The organism is Clostridium sp. HV4-5-A1G (assembly GCF_900184915.1).
Classification (GTDB): domain Bacteria; phylum Bacillota; class Clostridia; order Clostridiales; family Clostridiaceae; genus Clostridium_B; species Clostridium_B aromativorans.
Map to the genome: position 1 here is coordinate 1 of NZ_FXYI02000054.1, position 18,663 is coordinate 18,663.

The window sequence follows — 18,663 nt, forward strand, 5'->3', positions numbered from 1 at the left end:
TATATAGATAATATTTTATGGCTTATTAAAAAGAAAATAAAAAACCCTAAGGAAATATTATAAAAATATCTCCCGGGCTTTTATCCTTCCGTGTACACAACTAAATGTGCGTTCTCTCTCGGACCAGCCAGCTGCAAACTGCGGAACCCTAGAAAACTCAAATATATAAAATTTCTTGTAACCTATAAGTTGCAACTTATAAATTTAATTTAGCATAATAGTTGATTTAAATCAAGTCAATATTTTTTCTTCTATGACTCTCAGTATCTCATATATAAACCATTTTCTTTCATATTACTTAAAATTATATTTTCATAACATACTTATTGATATTCCTAAAACTATCTTTTCTTCACGTTATCTTTTGATATTTCTACTCTTCGTACCGGCTTAGAGCTGAAGCTCGAGATGAATGCCCAGAAAAACAAGGTGGTCAGCGCAGGAAGTGCATAAAGTTACGGAGAACATGAAGGTTTACATCCGTGGATGGAATTGAACAACCCTGTACTAAACAGTACGCACGAATTGTGTGAGAGGCGGCTGCTCAACGAATGGGCAGCTTCCTACTCGATTGCTGATAAGCCTTGCAAGAAAATATTCATTTAATATTATGTCAACAAATGCGAGGCAGTAGTTCTCCACCTGGCTGAGGCAGAAGCGTCTGTGAACCAATGGCTGTTTTCATAATTACCTTGCCGGGCATATCAGAGGTAACCTCACCGATAATTGCGGCATTCTTCGAATAAGGGCAACCGTGAAGTGTCTCAATGACCGACAGAGCCTCTTCCTTTGGTACAAATACTACAAGCCTGCCCTCGCAGGCCAGATACAGAGGTTCCAGCCCAAGCATGCCGCAGATACCGGACACCTCTCCGGCAACCGGGATCTTTTCAGCATCCAGACGTATTCCAACACCACTCTGTCCTGCGATCTCATACAGCACTGTACCGACACCGCCTCGTGTGGCGTCACGGATAACATGAATATTCTTAGTGGTATTGAACATTTGTTTAACCGTATCCCACAGAGGAGCGCAATCACTTGTGATGTTTGCATCAATGCCGAACTCATCCCTGGCAAGCAGAATTGCACAACCGTGCCGCCCTATATCACCGGTTACGATAACGGCGTCACCCTGCCGGGCCAGCTTTCCTGAAGGATTCGCACCCGCCAATATCCGACCAATTCCGGTAGTGGTAATAAAAATATTGTCCACCTGACCTTTTCCCGTCACCTTGGTATCGCCGGCCACAATCTTCACGCCGGCTTCCTTCGCCGTCTTTTCCATCGCCTCCGCAATTTGCTCCAGTTTTTCCATCGGAAATCCCTCTTCAATTACAAAGGCACAGGATAGGTAAAGCGGTTTTGCGCCCATGCAGGACAAATCGTTGACTGTTCCGCATATACTGAGTTTTCCGATGTTCCCACCTGGAAACTCATAGGGTGAAACGATAAAACCGTCCGTAGTAAATGCAATCTTCCCTGATTCTATTGGCAGGACCGCCGCGTCATCTGCAGTTAAATCCGGATTAGAAAAATGAACCTTAAATATCTGATCAATCAGCTCTGACGTCTGCTTTCCGCCTGCACCGTGAGCTAGCATAACCGTTTTATACATTTAAATCTCCTCCATACTGATAATAGGCTGAGCATGCACCCTCGTTGGACACCATGCAAGCACCCACTGGATGCTGCGGTGTGCAGCCAGTCCCAAACGCTTTGCAGTCTGATGGCCTGCATTTTCCCTGAAGTACATCGCCGCAGCGGCATGCGGGGCTGCTCCTGCCAGTGATCTTCGGTAGACTGAACCGAAGCCTTGCATCAAAACCACCATACACATCTCGAAGTTTAAGACCGGAACCTTCTATCATTCCAAGCCCACGCCATTCGGCATCGCAGGGCTCCATGACTTCTTTTATAAGCTTTTGCGCAAGTACATTGCCTTCGGGCTTCACCACCCGCGGATAACAGTTCCGGAAAAATGGCTTTCCTTTCTGACTCAACTTGATCACAACAGCAAGTGCGGTAAGAAGCTCGTCCGCAGTAAAACCCGTCACGACACCGGAGATTCCCTTTTTAACAAGCTGTTCACAGACATACGTTCCGGCAATAGCGTTGACGTGTCCCGGATAGAGGAATGCGTCAGCACTGTTCTTCAGTACTTTGTAAGCATTTGGCATCGTCTTGTTGGCACCGAGGATAGTGAAATTTTTGAGGCCCGCCATTTTAGCTTTTTTGACAGCGAGACACGCTGCCGGCACTGTAGTTTCAAATCCCACTGCAAGAAAAACAACATTTTTATCCGGGTTTTTCCCAGCGTATTCAACGGCATCCAGCGGAGAATATACCATCTTGATAGCCGCACCCTTCGGCCTGGCGCCGGCTAGACTTACCTTTGATCCGGGAATGCGGATTAGATCGCCAAAAGTACAGATAACCGCACCATGATCAAGTGCGAGCATGACGGCCTCGTCGATAAATCCAACCGGCGTAACACAGACCGGACACCCGGGGCCGGAGATCAGTTCAACGGCTTCGGGCAGGATTTTCCGGATTCCCAGTCTGAAAATTTCATGGGTATGCGTGCCGCATACTTCCATAATGCGAAGATGCCGGCCATTATAAGATTCAATAATTTCCTTTGCGGATGCATTACGATTTCCCATTAAAGCGTCTCCATAATTTTACTAGTTTCATCAGCATCGCTGTCAGTAATTTTGGCAATAGCCATTCCTGCATGAACCATAACATAATCACCGGGTTCGAGATCCTCCATCAGATCTACCGATACCTTCCTTTTGGCCCCGGACATGTCAATAACCGCCGTGTCTTCATCGATGTTGACAACCTTTGCTGATATTCCTACACACATAATTCATACCTCCAATATTTGATAATATAATTCATTTAAATACATGGTTTTATTGATTTAGATGGTACATGGCGGCAACTGCCTGACCGAGCGCGATCCCGCCGTCGTTCGGAGGGATAAGACTGTGAAGCAACACAGTAAATCCATGTTCCCGCAGCCGTGAAGTACACATTCCAGTGAGGAGCCGGTTCTGGAAAACGCCGCCGCTGAGCGCACACACATCAAGCCCTGTTATATCCCGGGCCTTTTCACAACCTGCCGTAATCATTTCCGCCAAGGCAACATGGAACGTATAGGCGAGCTCTTGTGTGTCTTCACCCGAAAGCACCAAATCCGTCAGATATTTCACCAGTTCATCCGTGCAAAGCACAAACCTGTTTTTTACGGAAATCAACATTCGATGGACGGCGCCGGAAACTTTTTCCGAGGTATCCGGATACTGTTCACAGTAAGTCTCGGCGGCAAACTGGAGCGCCATTGATGCCTCACCCTCAAATGTTGAAATTCCCCTTATGCCGAGAATGGCGCTGACCGCGTCGAAAAGCCGTCCAGCACTAGTGGAAAGGACACTGTTGAGCTTCTTATCCGCCATCATCATCTGCACACGCATTACCTTTGGGCTGCACAGGCCCAGCGCGGAGATAACATCAGCTGCCTTATCTTGATATAGAGCGTAAAGCATCGAAACGGCAATACGCCATCCCTCCTGAGCCGAGACATCACCACCAATCTGCAAAAACGGGCGGATACTGCCGAGCCGTTCGAATCCGCCGTAAGACGATTTTAAAAACTCGCCTCCCCAGATGGTTCCGTCAGCCCCATAGCCAGTGCCGTCAAAAGAGACTCCGATCACATCATCTGCATAATCGTTTTCCGCCATACACGAAACAATATGAGCGTAATGATGCTGTATCTTCATGATCGGTAGGCCAAGTTCTCCCGCAATGGCCGTTGTGTTGTATCTCGGGTGCATATCGCACGCCACAATCTGCGGCTTTGCTTCAAGCAGAGTTTCCATTCTTTCAACAGATTCGCGCAGGGCACAGACGGTGCGTATGTCCGCCATATCTCCAACATAGGGGGACGGATAAAACAGTCTATTTTTCCCAATGCAAAACGTATTTTTCAGCTCGCCGCCAATACCAAGGACCTGTCCGTGAAAATCACTTGAGAGCATAAATGGCAGCGGTGAGTATCCGCGTGACCTCCGAATCATATAGGGTTTTCCCTGAAAAAAATCCATGACAGAATCGTCGGCTCTCAAGCGGATTTTCCGATCGTGCGACAAAACCACATCGCAGAATCCTGAGATTTCGTGTAAGACATCCTCATCACTTTTGCAAATCGGCGCACCCGATACGTTTCCGCTCGTCATTACCAGGCAGTCCGTCATTTGAACATCATCATCATAAGTAAAGAGCAGCATCTGTATTGGCGCATAGGGCAGCATAACTCCAACCATCGGGTTATCTGGCGCAATCTGATCGCAAAGACGGCTGACTGGCTTCTTTCTCAGAAGGATGATGGGCTTTTGGGGACCGTTCAATATTTTCTCCTGCCCAGGGAGAATCATACACTCGCGTTTTACTGTGTTCAGATCATGCAGCATAACCGCAAACGGCTTTATAGGTCTACTTTTTAGTGCACGCAGACGGTTGACGGCTCTTTCATTCGATGCGTCACAGCAGAGGTGAAAACCACCAATTCCCTTGACCGCCGCAATTTTTCCATCCATTATGGCACGTCTTGTATAGGTAATCGCATCCGCACCACGCTCCGAACGTTCAAGCAGATACACCTGAGGACCGCAGTCGTTGCAGCAAACTGGCTGTGCATCGTACCTTCTGGTTTCGGCATGGGTGTATTCATATTCGCAGGCAGGGCACATCGGGAATTCTCCCATGCTTGTGCGGACACGATCGTAGGGCATGGAATCGAGAATAGTCAGCCTCGGGCCGCAGGCAGTACAATTGATAAAAGGGTGCAGATAACGCCGATTGTTTCTGTCAAAAAGCTCCTGTTTACACTTGTCGCATGTGGCAATGTCCGGTGAAACAAAAATATCTCCAACCTCTTTTTCGCTTTCAATAATTTCAAAGCTCTCCGCAGTCTTTTCGTCAGTCTTGTTTAAATCTATCTTTAAAATCGTCGATCTCTCAGGAGGTTCGTTTTTAAGCACTTTCAAAAACGCATGAAGTGCTTTGTCCGTTCCCTGTACATGCACTTCCACGTAAGATCCCTTGTTGGCCACACTTCCCTTGATGCCGAACCGGTGGGCAATTCTGCTGACAAACGGCCGGAAGCCCACACCCTGGACAATACCGTAAATCCTGATGATCAGAGAAGACATTTTCATCAATTCACTCCCTTTCTTTATACCACCGCTTTACACGGTTCATTCTTCCAGTCTGCCGGATACTGCGAAATGCGGAAAATCAATAAATTGGCCATAATAGTGCCTGAGTGCACGTTTCAAAAAACTGTCACCGATAACCACGTTATAGCCGCCGTCTTCCACAGCAGCGGCAAACTGCCGCTCGTCCGTGAGTCTGAAGTCCCCCTTCTGCTTCAAATCATCCTTCAGCATGAACCACGATGCAACCGTCACGTCGGCATCGACACTATCAAGTATTCTATTGCGTACCGAGTTTGCCAGTATTTGCTGATGGATCACAAGCACCCGTTTTCCGGCAAGTCCTGTTAACTTTTCCTTCAGATTTTTCGAAATGAGGGGACAACCTATGGTATACGGTGTCCCGAAGGTTGATCTCAGGTATTTCGCAGTTTTAAGGCCAGCAGGAGATACAACCAGGTTTTTTTCTGCGGCAGAGGCGTGCTGTACACTGTCAAGACCGCGGCCCATTCCATAGCAAACGGCCCTGCCAAGGCCACTGTGCTCCACCGCCGAAGCCATAAGCTCCCCGGCCTGCAGGCTAGAAAATTCAAGCGGTGTCACTCCCAGCACGCCGACGGTGCCGCGTTTTACCGGAAAGCCCTCCGTGGCAAAGCCCTGAAAAAGTTTCAGCATGGCGCTCTCTTCCCCCTCATCATAGAGGCTGGTCCCGCTCGTCTCAATAGTAATTGCCGGAAGTCCAGTCCTTTTCTCGGCCATGCGCTTAAGTGCACGAAAATCCGTTCCTATGACCGCCGGAACAGGTGTGCCGATAATCGCCGTAAACGCTGCGTCTATCTTTGATACGGCATCCTGCAGTTTTGTAATCAACCGTTCGTCACATCCGAGTATCGCATCCATGTCCCGCAGCCCAGCACTGAAAATGGCACTTTTTTTCTGGAACCAGCGCGGCTCATCAAAGCCGCATACGTTCCCGGTACATCCACCTGCATCACAGATCACAATAAGACTTCCAAGTTCGAAGAGTACCGATACGGCTCCGGATATATCCGGAGCGAACGGCGACAGATATTTAATCATATTCATTCAATCCTCCTTGCTAAATACTGTATCGAGCGCTTCAAAAAGTGCCGTCACACCGGCATATCCAAAGGGTTGGAGTTCCTCATTCCAGTCAACTCCGACACATCCCGGATGATAATAGGCCGCATCTTTGCCAATGACGGCGTTTACGTTCGAATCATCTGAGTCGTAATAGAGCATGGTCGGAGAAAGATTGGAATAAATTTTTGTCTGCGGACTGAGCCGTGCAATTTTTTTGAGGTAGGCAAAATTCACATCGCCCACAGTGCCGTAGATTTCGGAAACCGCGAATCCATATCGGATTAACGCCAGTGACAACTCAAAGGGGTCGGCATTTGCCCATTCACCTACCGCGAACGTGACATTGTTGTGATCACTGCGAAATTTTTCAACTGATGCGGATGCCATATTGTAATATTTTCGGTCGTCGAAGGTCACACCCAAGGCCTGACCGAAAAGATGATACTGATTGCGTATTTTGTCCAGCTGATACATCCTTGTCAGTTCAATACTCGGGATATTCAACTTTTTTTCCATGTCCAGCACGGCATGTCTCGCCTCCTGGCTCAGAACAAGATTGAAGTTCGCCTGAGCCATGGTCAAATACTCACCAAAATCCCGGCATCGGGAAATTTCACGGATCTGATGTATACCCGCCTGTCTTAGGAGAGCATACAGCTCGCAGTCGTCCCTCAGCGGCGAAAAATATCCGATGATATTCATTGCATCCGGCTTTTTAGGGACAGGTTTCAGCAGGGAATAAATGGACTGGCACACCGCGACCATGGGCGGTAGACGCCCCTCCCGTGTCAGTGCATACATATAGCATGGAATCACGGGAACTCCCGCATGCTCAGATGCCCTTTTGCATACACGTTCCATATCCGTTCCAAGCAGTGCGTCAACACAGGTAATACAGATCATGACAGCCGTTGGCACCGTATCACATGCCTCACAGACCTCCTTAACTGCATTTGGAATTTTGGTCAGATGCCGCCCTGTGACAATATCAGTTTCATCCATCGTCATGTAAAAAAATCGTTCTTCATAGCCCTTTTGGCTGAGTGCAGCTGTGTTTCTTCCGCAACAGCCCGGTGAAATAAGCAGCATTACGGAGCCTGGGATGGCCAGTCCAGCACGTTTGACGCCGAAACCCTGTGCACCCGGAGAGTTGAACGCCAGCGTTGCAGGTGAACTGTAAATCAAGTGCGTAGACGAAAGCAGCTCATCTGGTATATCGGAATACCCACGGTGCACTAGTTCTTCGGCGCTTATGTAATATGCCTTATTCATCGGTTTCTTCATCCCCAGACAATAACTCTGCCAGGTCGAAAAATTTGCAGCTTACAGGCAGTGAAGCATCCCCCTCTATGACAGTTTTCCCCATATCTTCGTATCGAATAATATCGTCACTTCTCGGAATATCCGCAACAATTGGCAGACCGACATTTAAGGCAAACGCCCGGACTTTTTCCTCCTCATGATCCACATTTCTACGATTAAATACGATGCCGCGCACCTTTGCGTAACTGCGGTCGGCAAAATTATGGACGGCGGTGTTGATATTATTTGCAGCATAAAGTGCCATTTTTTCACCGGAAGTAACGATCAGCACCTCTGATGCATACTCCTCACGTATCGGTGCGGCAAATCCACCACACACAACGTCTCCGAGCACGTCGTAAAGGACAACATCGGGGCGGTATTTTTCAAAAAGATCCAGATCGTTCAACAAGCTGAATGTCGTAATGATTCCACGGCCCGCACACCCGAGCCCCGGAGTCGGCCCACCGGTCTCGATGCACAAGACATGCCCAAAGCCCTCCTTTGTGATTTCCTCCAGATGATCCGGCTCTCGGTCGAATTTTCGCAAATAATCCATAACTGGCATGACCCGATTCCCGGCAAGCAGGTTGATCGTCGAATCCGCTTTCGGATCGCAGCCAATCTGGATTACTTTTTTCCCAAGAGAAGCAAATGCAGCACTTAGATTACTCGTAATCATTGATTTTCCTATTCCACCTTTCCCGTAAACAGCTATTTTTATCATATCGTTTCCTCCAGTTTCAGCTTTCTATTAATCAAATTCGGTATTTGTTCCCGGTAGCACCTTCCGGAAAATGCCTCGTGCGGCAGACTGTAAAACGATACGTCATCCGGACATATCGGCTTATAGAGAGGATCCGCTATGACACTGCCGGCTAAAGCAAACTGTCTCGCTACATCATCCTCATTTGGAATGAGAACGTCCCCCTCCGCCGTCAGTTCTTCCGTTGTTTCCAGCGGACAGAGTACCCTGACTGATCTACCGGATTCCACCTCGATTGCACGTGCAAGCGATCCAGCAAATATGCTTTCGCCGACAACTGTCAGTCCGCCATCCGATCCACTTTTCCGCTCTGCACAGGGCACACTGCTTTTTCCACTCTTTGCAGCTCTTCTAAGTACATGGGCAAGGATGTCGGCAAACCCGATTCCAAATGGAACACCGGCAACGTATGGAGTACCGAACTGTTTTTGCAGCATTTTTGCGGTGGCAAGACCGCTGTATGACACAACAAGGTTGACATGTGCACTGCCCGCCAGGCTGATACGATCCAAATCACTCCCCATTGCCATGCAGGATACAAGCCTAAATCCACTTTCGGCGAGCCACCATTTGATCGATTCCACGCTGCCATTTATTGAGAAGTCCAATGGTGTTGCCCCGATAATATTCACGGAGAGATCTTTAGACCTGGCAACATCTCCATGGCAAAAATACTTCACGACAGTCTCCAATGCACAGGAAGCACCGGTAAGATAGGAGTGCATGCCATTTGTGCTCAAGCCGAAGGTCGGGATACCGGTCTTTTCACCGATCACCTTGGCAATTGCCTTAAAGTCCGTCCCGATCATCATTGCCACCGGAGAACCGCATATGGCGATGAACCTCGGCGAAAGTTCCCCAGCCGTATTCACAATATCGCCAATCAATCTATTGTCGTCACCCAGGATGGCCTCCGTCTCCGTCAGTGCGGATATATAGATCATGCTGTCCAGATCATACCACCTGGGCTCGTCATGCGTTGTATATGTAGAATTGCATCCCGATGCGTCATGAATTACAGTCATTCCCCCAAGCTCAAAGAGAGCGGAGCAGACACCCGAAATATCCGCCGTATAAGTTGATATAATTCTTGCCGTCTGTCTCATAAGCAGCTCTCACACCCCAATCCTTTATACTGGATGACCGTTTTCACGTCCTTTTCGTGCAGATATGCATCGGTCATCATTTCGGCAAGACGGACGATCCCATCAAAACCGTACATTCCGCCGCCTGCCACAATATTTACAAAATGGCCTGTTTCATTGAAATACGCAGCCTTCTGGCCGATAGCCAAAACTTTTTCATCATGGCTGCCATGAGCGGCAAACCGCATCTTCGGGTGAACCGTCGAGGACAGCACAAGTTCCGGTTTATTTTCTTTCAGCCAGACAAAATCCCGCCCGTCCTCATCGAGAAAACTGTCCACATAGACTTTTTTCACCGCAAAGTCGTGTTCCACAAGCAGGCGAGCTAATCCGAGAGGACGCGGTGTCGAAGTGTAGTCGATGGCAATCGGTATATTTCCAATAATACGGTATGCATCTTTAAGCGCCTTGTCCGCTCTGTCCATGGCATCCGAGAAATCTGGCATCTTAATTTCAAGAACATTAGAAAGTTTCCTGTAATTTTCCATGATTTCTTTGTACGAATAACTCAGCGGCAGATACAGATGGTTCTGTCCAAGCCTTTGACAAAGTTCCTCACCAGCAGCAAACGCTGCGGGAAGATATGTAATATTGACGGCGCTTTCCGCCATCTTCAAATAGTCTCCATAAGTTTTACAGAGTGCAATATCCCTGATCTCGAAGCCTGCGCCGCGTATTAAGGAAACAAATTCACTCGATTCGTCAGTGGGCCTGTCGTTTCCGATGATATTGACATATTTTTTATTCTTCTGCACCGATCTTAATGGACTGTACAGCTGTCGGCGCATAATCTGATCCATTGTCAGTCCACTCTTGCGCATCGTGGGAGTCATATAACACTCAACAAAATCAACGCCGGGAAAACGCGTGCTCAGTTCAGTCAGAGCTACTTTGAAATCACAACCAGTAAAAAGATGGATACAGCTGATAAACACAAGCACAGCCGGTGGAAGCGTATCCATTTTATTCAGAATATCAGCCGTACCATCGACAATATTCCGCTCCATACTGCCATCCAAAAGGTCGTTCTCATGAACCGAAACCCAGGACATCCTATCCATGGCGTTCATCTCAGCCGCGGTGAGAATGACACCGCGCAGACATCCCTCGGCACAAACGAATACCTGGTGCGACTGTGGTATCAGCATCCCCGTATGCACGATGTTCCATGGTCCCCTGGCCGGTGCATTGTATTCCAGCCCGGAGAGAAACGGTGACGGAAATTCGGCATCACGTATTCTTATTTCCTCTCCGATCATACCTGCTTTTCCATTGATTTTTTTCAGCACACTGTTTCTCCTTCTCTTTTGCTTATGCATGTGCAGTATATTTTCAGAGAGGCTGCGGTATTGAGAAGCCATTTTGCTGTCTGGAAAGGCTTCGATAACTGTCTTATTCAGCAGTTCCGCATCTCGTACAGTCTCACTCAAATCAAGCGCTCCGGCGATTTCTGTATGGAAATCAGCCGCCAGTTCTTTCACCTTTTTCTCCTCGTTTTTTACGTTTCGGCGATTTAAGATCAGCCCGCCGAGAGAAGCGTAGCCACGGCCTTTAAAATCTTCCACAGCCATAGCAATATTTGCCGCTGCGTAAATCGACATATTTTCTCCAGATGTTATAATGAATACACTATCGGCATAGCCACCGTGCATGGGCATGGAAAATCCGCCACAGACCACATCTCCGAGCACGTCATACATTACAACGTCTGGTTTGTATGTTTCATATGCGCCCTTCTGGGCGAGCTTTTCAAGTGCGGCGATGATACCTCGTCCCGCGCAGCCACGCCCCGGCAAAGGGCCACCCGCTTCAACGCAGATTACTCCGTCAAAGCCGACGCATACCATATCATCCAGTGCAAAATCATTGTTATATTTTCTCACAAGCTCCAACACAGTGGGTATTTTTGTACCGCCGTGAAGGATGGCGGTGGAATCTGCCTTCGGGTCACAGCCTATCTGCATGACCCTGAGCCCTTTTTCAGCCATCGCCGCCGCCAGATTTGAAACCGTGGTTGATTTCCCGATACCACCTTTTCCATATACAGCTAACTTAATCATTTTTTCCACCTCCTGCATAATTTTTCTGCACTGAAATTATACTTCAGCGCAAAATCATTGTTATATTTTCTCACATTTCTGTTGTAGGGCAGGGATCAGAGTTTGGTACTTCCATCTGCCGATCAAAATGGTCCCCTTTTGAGAAGTCTGGAACAAAGCCGGCGGTTTGTATCCGGCCGGCAAGGCAGTGGAAGCATTCCGCTGATTCCTCACCCATACAGATTTTATTATCATAGAGAGAGTAATCTCTGCGGTGCTCCGTCGGGGAAAGGTTTGGCATAACCACGTTAGCACTTGCCTGAAAACCTTTCTCCCTGCCAATTGGGTCAACAGTACCAAGTGCAGTCGTTGCAGGAAGCAGCGATTTTGGCAACAGAAACCTTAAAAGCGAGAGCAATATCAGCGTCGTCCTTGACGAAGGTTCATAATAATTTGCGAATTGAGTGTCCTTATGCGGAATAAAAGGACCTATTCCTACCATATGAGGCTGTAAATCTCGAAGAAATATAAAATCCTCAGCCAGTGTATCATACGTCTGATAAGGTGAATCCACCATAAATCCAGAACCAACCTGATAGCCTATTTCCTTGAGATTATACAGGCACTGCATACGGTTTCTGAGACTCAGTTCAGGCGGATGAAGCTTTCTGTAATGTGCTTCATCGGCCGTTTCATGCCGCAAAAGGTATCGATCTGCACCGGCGTCAAAAAGCCGCCTATATGAGTCTCGGCTCCTTTCTCCCAATGAAAGCGTAACCGCACTCTCAGGAAAACTGGCTTTGATGGCTGAGACAATATGGCACATCCGTTCATCGGTATAATATATATCCTCACCGCTCTGTAATACAAAAGTCCGATATCCAAGCCTGTATCCGATTGTACAACAGTTTAGGATTTCCTCATCTGAGAGTCTGTATCTGCGCGCATTAAAATTGCTTCTTCGAATACCACAGTAATAGCAGTCGTTTCTGCAGAAACTTGAAAACTCTATAAGCCCGCGGAAATATATTTTTCGATCATAGTATTTTTCCCTGATTTCTTCCGCACGACAGGCAAGCAGAGAAAGCACCTCCGTCTGTGCATTCTGTAAAAAAAACCTCAATATTTCAGAAAGTTCCCTTTTACAGGCATTATTCAAAAAGTCAGTCAGTTTCGACGCGTCATTTGCGTCATTCAATTGAATCGTCATCGCCCACCACCTCTTCTCTGTCATTTACCATAGCGTCCAACTTCCACAGCGCCTCCGGTTATTTTGGGTAAAGTCATTACCTCCCCTTATTATAAGCTTCTGGTTTATTTCGGTTAGACAAATAATAGCCGTATCCTGACGGATACGGCTATTTCATATTTAACAGCTATATCGATCTTTCGTCTCAAAAAAATTTTGACGTCAGGCTGATATTTGTTTGATTTAATTATTAATTTGTAACATTAGAATATACCGTTTTTGCAGTAACTCCTTTAATTCGACCGATTTTCCCCGCAATAGTATTGATCTTGTCCTGCGGAGCATCAATCACGATGCTAATAATATTGATTCCCTTTTCACGATAGGGAAGTCCCATGCGCCCAATAATATAGGAACCGTATTCATGCAACAGATCATTGATCTGCTCTGCACATTCCCTGCTTTCCGCAATGATTGCGATAATGGCCACTCTTGTTTCCATCGGCACCACCTCATAATTTACCAATTCTTTTATGATATTGATTATATTTCAATTTCAGTAAAAAGTCAAATAATAAGAATACCGTTAATTAAGGTTAAGATGGAGTAAGCCCTTATAAACAAACTCCATTTACACTAAAATTTTCTACTGTATAATCCCTATATTTTATGATATACTATTAGTAATAAGAGGGTGGATTATGAATTTAGTCTGCTTAGTAAATTGTATAGTTTAAATAATAGATAGGTCTTGTCAGGGACTATCTATTATTCTCTTTGGAATTATTTATGTTTACTTTAGTACCGGATGATATTTCATCAGGTCTCAAAGTTATTTTATTTTCGATTTTAATATCTGATTTTTTATCAGATAATGCCACTATACAAATAACAGTGATTGAAAATAAACTAAAGAACAATACTAAATATCCTTCTGACATAAACGCATCACCTCTTCTTCATACGCAGACATTATTAACCATGATCCACCCATAACTAAAGAAGAGGTACCCTTATACAATTTTTCTTATTACATTTAAACTATATCATATCCCGTAATTCTATTAAAGCCAGAAACATTGTAGACAATAACAGAACTATGTGGAAAAAGATACAGGGAAAACGGATTCATCAACCTTTCACTTAGAGTCGACATCGCTGAATATAAAATAAATTCATTTCTAGAATGTATTCGTGATGAGGAAAAATTAGTTGATATAAAAACTATAAATAAAAAAATTACTACAGGAATATATCCCATAGTAATTCCAAATTAATTTTTATCATAATCCACATTGTTTTACACAAATTCGTAGACACACTAACCTACTCAGCAGGTATAACCTTCGTAATCTCAAACATATTATTCAATATATACCAATTTTGAGGGAAAGGCTGAGCCAGCGTCCAGTAACTTACTCCTCTGAGGCCGTATTCATTGACTAACCTGTACTTTGCCTGTATACTTCTCGCATCCTCAAACCAAACCACATGTTCTCTTCCCTCTTCATCCACATAATTGAAATATGGAGATTGCGCTCTCTCATCAAATTTTATCTCTGCCCCATATCTTCTTGCCCTGTTCACTGCCTCCTGATGTCCTATGCTCTCTGCAAATTCACCGCCAGGCGTATAGGGTAATGTCCAGTCATAACCGTACATGGGTATGCCCATCAATATCTTATTAGGCGGAATTACGCTCACAGCATAATTTATTACTCTCCTAACCTCGTTGAGAGGCGCTACGGCCATAGGAGGGCCTCCTGACCAACCCCATTCGTAAGTCATTATTATAACAAAGTCCACTATTCTGCCATGGGAAGCATAATCATGAGCTCCATGCCATGCACCAGAGGTTACATCATATGTTTTAGGTGCCAGTGCGGTGCCGACTACATATCCCAGGGGATGAGCTTTTGATACCAGCTTTTCAAGAAAATTATTGTACCTTTCTCTATCTGAAGGCGGAATTCTTTCAAAATCTATTACAACTCCATAATATTCTTTTTCATCCATGGTATCAATTATATTGTTTATCAAAGTATCCTGAAGGTTTTCATTGTTTAATATGGCAGATATTAAATCAGTATCAAAATTTGCACCAGATATATTTGTTACTGAAAGCAGTGGTGCTACTCTGTTATTTCTGCCGGCTTCAATTATGGTCTCATCCCTAAGAGGTGTAAGTTCACCCTGCTCAGTGACATGATGACTGAAAGGCGTTACATAGGTTAAATAGGGACCTACATTGTTCACTACAGCTCTTTCCCGTTCAGCAGTGGATGGCTGTATAAATCCATTGGTTTCAATTACACCATAATTTTTTGAATTCTCTGGTATTCTTATTACCATGCCTGGATGAATAGATGCAGGATTTACAATGTTATTTAACTGAACTATGCTGTCTACAGAAACTCCAAATTTTTGGGATATGGACCATATAGAATCACCTGGTCTAACCATGTATGCCCTTTCTGCGCTAGGGATTACAAGGGATTGCCCCACTACTAGACTTTCCTCCGGTCGAAGACCATTGACATCCAATATGCTGTCGGGAATAACACCAAACCTACGGGCTATGGACCATATAGAATCGCCTGAACGAACTACATATATATTCAAAAACGTAGTACTCCTTTTTCACTTACTATCATTAACCATTATATTCGTAAATTATATTTCTGTTCTAGAACTAATTGTAAATATTTTTACTAAAATATCTATCTCCTCTATCTGGAAATATAACTACTATATTTCCCTGCTCTATAGTCTTTGACAATTTTATTGCTCCTGCCATTGCAGCACCTGAAGAGGATCCCACTATTAATCCTTCTTTTTTTGCTAATTTCTTAACCATATCGAAAGCCTCTTCATCATTTATTTTTATAACTTTATCAACTAGATCCATGTCCATGGTACAGGGAACAAAATTGTTTCCTATGCCTTCAACCGCATAATGACCTTCCTCGCCGCCACCTAAAGTGGATCCCTCCGGATCTACCAGAACTGATTTTATATCCTTTATTTTTTCCTTTAAATATCTCGCAACCCCTGTAAAAGTACCTCCACTACCTGCTCCTGCTACAAGATAATTAATTCGTCCTTCCATATCCAAATATATTTCAGGACCTGTAGTTAAATAATGAGCTTGTGGATTATCAGCATTTTCAAATTGCTTTAATGAAATTGAGTTTGGTATACTTTCAAGGAGCTCTTGTGATTTTTCTATAGCCCCAATCATTCCCTTATCTTCAGGAGTATTTACTATTTCTGCCCCAAGTGCTTTCATAAGAGTTTGTTTTTCAACAGAAAATTTCATTGGAACTACAAATATAACTCTATAGCCTTTGTTGAGGGCTCCCAGGGCAATACCCAAGCCAGTATTACCTGCAGTTGCTTCTATTACAGTATACCCTTTCTTTAAAATTCCCCTCTTTTCTGCACTTTCTATCATATACGCCCCAATCCTGTCTTTTACACTGCCTCCGGGGTTGAAATTTTCTAATTTAGCAAATATAGACACACCGTCTTTTATATCAAAATTATTTAATTTTAACATGGGCGTATTGCCTATCATCTCTTTTATATCATTATAATATATCATGTTGTTAACCCTCCACCACATTTCACATTGCGCAATTATGCTGTTTTATTTAGAAAATTCCAATGCATTTTTCAAATCTTCTACTAGATCTTTTTTATTCTCAAGTCCTACGGACAATCTAATCAAATTATCCACTATTCCTATTTTTTGTCTTATTTCATAAGGTACTGCTGCGTGAGTCATTGTAGCTGGATGAGATATTAATGATTCAACTCCTCCTAAGCTTTCGCCCAAGGTTATAAGCTTCAATCCCTTAAAAAATTTATTTATATCTATACCCTCTTTTAAAACGAAGGATATAATTGCACCATACCCTGAAGCCTGGGATTTATGAAGTTTATATCCAGGATGAGTTGAAAACCCAGGATAATAGATCTTGTCTATTAGCGGATTCTCTTTCAAAAAATTGGCCACATATTCGGCATTCTCATTGTGCCTATCCATTCTAACAGATAATGTCTTTATTCCTCTTATTAAAAGCCAGCTGTCAAAAGGATTTAATATGCCTCCCGTTGAGTTTTGAATAAAATGAACCCTTTCTCCTAATTCTTCATTATTTACCACCAAAAGGCCAGCAATCAGATCACTATGACCGCCCAAATATTTAGTAGCACTGTGGATCACTATGTCTGCACCTAGTTTTATAGGCTTTTGAAGATAAGGTGTCATAAACGTATTGTCCACAATAGTTAACACCTTATTTTTCCTTGCTATTTCACTTATCTTATATATATCCGTTATGGTCATAAGTGGATTGGTAGGTGTCTCAATAAATATTGCCTTTACATCTTCAGTAATGCTTTCCTCTACTTTTTGCAGATCACTGGTATCCACTAGTACATAATTTAAATTGAAGTTCTTGAATATTTTATCTATAACTCTGAAAGTTCCTCCATACACATTACTGGAAACTATTATTTTATCTCCGCTTTTGAAAAGCATCAAAGCCGCCGATATAGCTGCCAGTCCAGAAGCAAATGCAAAACCTCTATATCCGCCTTCCAGATCTGCAATTAATTTTTCCAGAGCTTCTCTAGTTGGATTTCCCGTTCTAGAGTACTCATAACCGCTATTTTTGCCAAGCGCCTCCTGTTTATAGGTAGAAGTTTGATATATAGGTACACTGACTGCCCCTGTTCTTTTATCTCCATCTATTCCTCCGTGTATTAACAATGACTCAATCTCCATAATTTATTCTCCCTTCTTAATTCCACTTGCTATAAATATTCCAGTTTCAGTATATTCGCCTTTACTTGAATAGGCCTTACATTTTAACTCTGTATTTTCAAAATTTATTCCACTAAATCCTGCTTCGGCAAGCCAGGTACTTATCTGTTCATTGGAAAATCCCAGCCATTTATCATGCATTTCAGTTCTTGCCCACTCTCCATTGTGCTCTTTTACATCCGCTATGATAAATGTCCCGTCTTTTTTCAAAATCCTGTAAGCTTCTTTTACTGCTTTTCTTGCATCCACAACATGATGTAATGCCATGTTTATATACACAGCGTCAATGGATTCGTCAAATAGTGGAATATCCGTTATAGATCCCTTTATTGGATATATATTTTTAATCTTTCTATTTACAGCTTCATCATGCAGCTGCTTTAACATATTTCTCGAGTTATCAATAGAAAACACCAAATTTGCACTTTCAGCTAAAACCAATGAAATAAATCCCGTCCCACATCCTAAATCCACACATATTTTATCTTCTATATTAAACTTAGAGAGCACAATATATTTTAGTTTATCCTCAAAATACTCTGACCTTATCACATTCCATTTATCTGCAATGGAATCAAAATACGATACTGAATTCATCATAATTAACCTCCTAATAAATATTAAATTAATTTTTACTCATACTATTTTTCAAATTCCGGAATTTGAAAAATAAAAAAACCTTCTGCCTCAATACAGAGGCAGAAGGTTTACTTCCGCGGTTCCACTCTGTTTATATCACATAAAATCAATTAAATTTACATGACAAAACTCTTTTTTTTTATTGGTACAATCATACCTCAACGCTTTAACGGACGTTTCCGCTGAAATCTACTATCGTTCAATCCAGTACTCCAAGATGCAATTCAATTACCACCAGTTAAAGTTTCCTCACACCCGAGGGAAACTCTCTCTTATAACTTTGTGTAACCTACTCTTCCCATCATCGTAATTCTTAGTAATTCACTATGAATTAAATTTACACTCTTATAATACTATATAAATTTATTTTGATCAAGTAAAAATTACAACATAAAATTTAATTAACTGCAAATACTTCTATAT

15 protein-coding genes, 1 pseudogene, 1 riboswitch and 1 other annotated feature are annotated in these 18,663 nt (G+C 43.8%); all 16 genes and pseudogenes read right to left on the reverse strand.

Annotation, left to right across the window (positions count from 1 at the left end; genetic code table 11):
• Nucleotides 1-67 precede the first annotated feature (67 nt).
• A riboswitch (guanidine-I (ykkC/yxkD leader) is annotated at nt 68-163 on the reverse strand.
• Between the two features lie 450 nt (nt 164-613).
• Nucleotides 614-1,618 (reverse strand): hydrogenase expression/formation protein HypE, encoded by a 1,005-nt coding sequence (hypE, locus tag J5G60_RS07830; RefSeq protein WP_150358014.1) that lies wholly within the window; start codon nt 1,616-1,618, stop codon nt 614-616.
• Nucleotides 1,611-2,666 carry a hydrogenase formation protein HypD gene (gene hypD / locus J5G60_RS07835; RefSeq protein WP_150358015.1) on the reverse strand — a complete coding sequence of 352 codons (1,056 nt, stop codon included), beginning with the start codon at nt 2,664-2,666 and terminating at the stop codon, nt 1,611-1,613. The genes hypE and hypD overlap by 8 nt, the downstream gene beginning before the upstream one ends.
• Nucleotides 2,666-2,872, reverse strand: a complete 207-nt coding sequence (locus tag J5G60_RS07840) for a HypC/HybG/HupF family hydrogenase formation chaperone (RefSeq protein WP_150358016.1) — start codon at nt 2,870-2,872, stop codon at nt 2,666-2,668. The genes hypD and J5G60_RS07840 overlap by 1 nt, the downstream gene beginning before the upstream one ends.
• A 49-nt stretch (nt 2,873-2,921) precedes the next feature.
• Nucleotides 2,922-5,228: a carbamoyltransferase HypF gene (gene hypF / locus J5G60_RS07845; protein ID WP_347562624.1), complete on the reverse strand. Its 2,307-nt coding sequence runs from the start codon at nt 5,226-5,228 to the stop codon at nt 2,922-2,924.
• A 39-nt stretch (nt 5,229-5,267) separates the two neighbouring features.
• Nucleotides 5,268-6,311, reverse strand: a complete 1,044-nt coding sequence (locus J5G60_RS07850; protein WP_150358017.1) for a nitrogenase component 1 — start codon at nt 6,309-6,311, stop codon at nt 5,268-5,270.
• Nucleotides 6,312-7,601 carry a nitrogenase component 1 gene (locus tag J5G60_RS07855; protein ID WP_236035212.1) on the reverse strand — a complete coding sequence of 430 codons (1,290 nt, stop codon included), beginning with the start codon at nt 7,599-7,601 and terminating at the stop codon, nt 6,312-6,314. It abuts the gene before it with no gap.
• A complete protein-coding gene (locus J5G60_RS07860; protein ID WP_150358019.1) occupies nt 7,594-8,358 on the reverse strand; it encodes a nucleotide-binding protein in 765 nt (254 codons plus the stop codon). The genes J5G60_RS07855 and J5G60_RS07860 overlap by 8 nt, the downstream gene beginning before the upstream one ends.
• The gene (locus J5G60_RS07865; RefSeq protein WP_150358020.1) at nt 8,355-9,503 is read right to left on the reverse strand and encodes a nitrogenase component 1; all 1,149 of its coding nucleotides are present in this window, start codon (nt 9,501-9,503) and stop codon (nt 8,355-8,357) included. Before J5G60_RS07865 ends, J5G60_RS07860 begins: the two co-directional genes overlap by 4 nt.
• A 1,358-nt stretch (nt 9,504-10,861) precedes the next feature.
• A pseudogene (locus J5G60_RS18865) lies at nt 10,862-11,602 on the reverse strand (nitrogenase iron protein NifH); the annotation flags it as partial.
• Nucleotides 11,603-11,672: 70 nt separating this feature from the next.
• On the reverse strand, nt 11,673-12,791 hold the full coding sequence (gene hydE / locus J5G60_RS07875; RefSeq protein ID WP_150358022.1) for a [FeFe] hydrogenase H-cluster radical SAM maturase HydE: 1,119 nt from the start codon (nt 12,789-12,791) through the stop codon (nt 11,673-11,675).
• 229 nt (nt 12,792-13,020) lie between these two features.
• Nucleotides 13,021-13,272: a TM1266 family iron-only hydrogenase system putative regulator gene (locus J5G60_RS07880; protein WP_150358023.1), complete on the reverse strand. Its 252-nt coding sequence runs from the start codon at nt 13,270-13,272 to the stop codon at nt 13,021-13,023.
• A gap of 259 nt (nt 13,273-13,531) precedes the next feature.
• Nucleotides 13,532-13,711 (reverse strand): hypothetical protein, encoded by a 180-nt coding sequence (locus tag J5G60_RS07885; RefSeq protein WP_150358024.1) that lies wholly within the window; start codon nt 13,709-13,711, stop codon nt 13,532-13,534.
• Between the two features lie 385 nt (nt 13,712-14,096).
• The gene (locus J5G60_RS07890; protein ID WP_150358025.1) at nt 14,097-15,392 is read right to left on the reverse strand and encodes a LysM peptidoglycan-binding domain-containing protein; all 1,296 of its coding nucleotides are present in this window, start codon (nt 15,390-15,392) and stop codon (nt 14,097-14,099) included.
• 70 nt (nt 15,393-15,462) lie between these two features.
• Nucleotides 15,463-16,374, reverse strand: coding sequence for a PLP-dependent cysteine synthase family protein (locus tag J5G60_RS07895; protein WP_150358026.1), 912 nt, complete (start codon nt 16,372-16,374; stop codon nt 15,463-15,465).
• Between the two features lie 45 nt (nt 16,375-16,419).
• The gene (locus tag J5G60_RS07900; protein WP_150358027.1) at nt 16,420-17,562 is read right to left on the reverse strand and encodes a trans-sulfuration enzyme family protein; all 1,143 of its coding nucleotides are present in this window, start codon (nt 17,560-17,562) and stop codon (nt 16,420-16,422) included.
• A gap of 3 nt (nt 17,563-17,565) precedes the next feature.
• Nucleotides 17,566-18,198, reverse strand: a complete 633-nt coding sequence (locus J5G60_RS07905) for a class I SAM-dependent methyltransferase (protein ID WP_150358029.1) — start codon at nt 18,196-18,198, stop codon at nt 17,566-17,568.
• Between the two features lie 94 nt (nt 18,199-18,292).
• Nucleotides 18,293-18,554: a binding site (T-box leader), on the reverse strand.
• Nucleotides 18,555-18,663 lie beyond the last annotated feature (109 nt).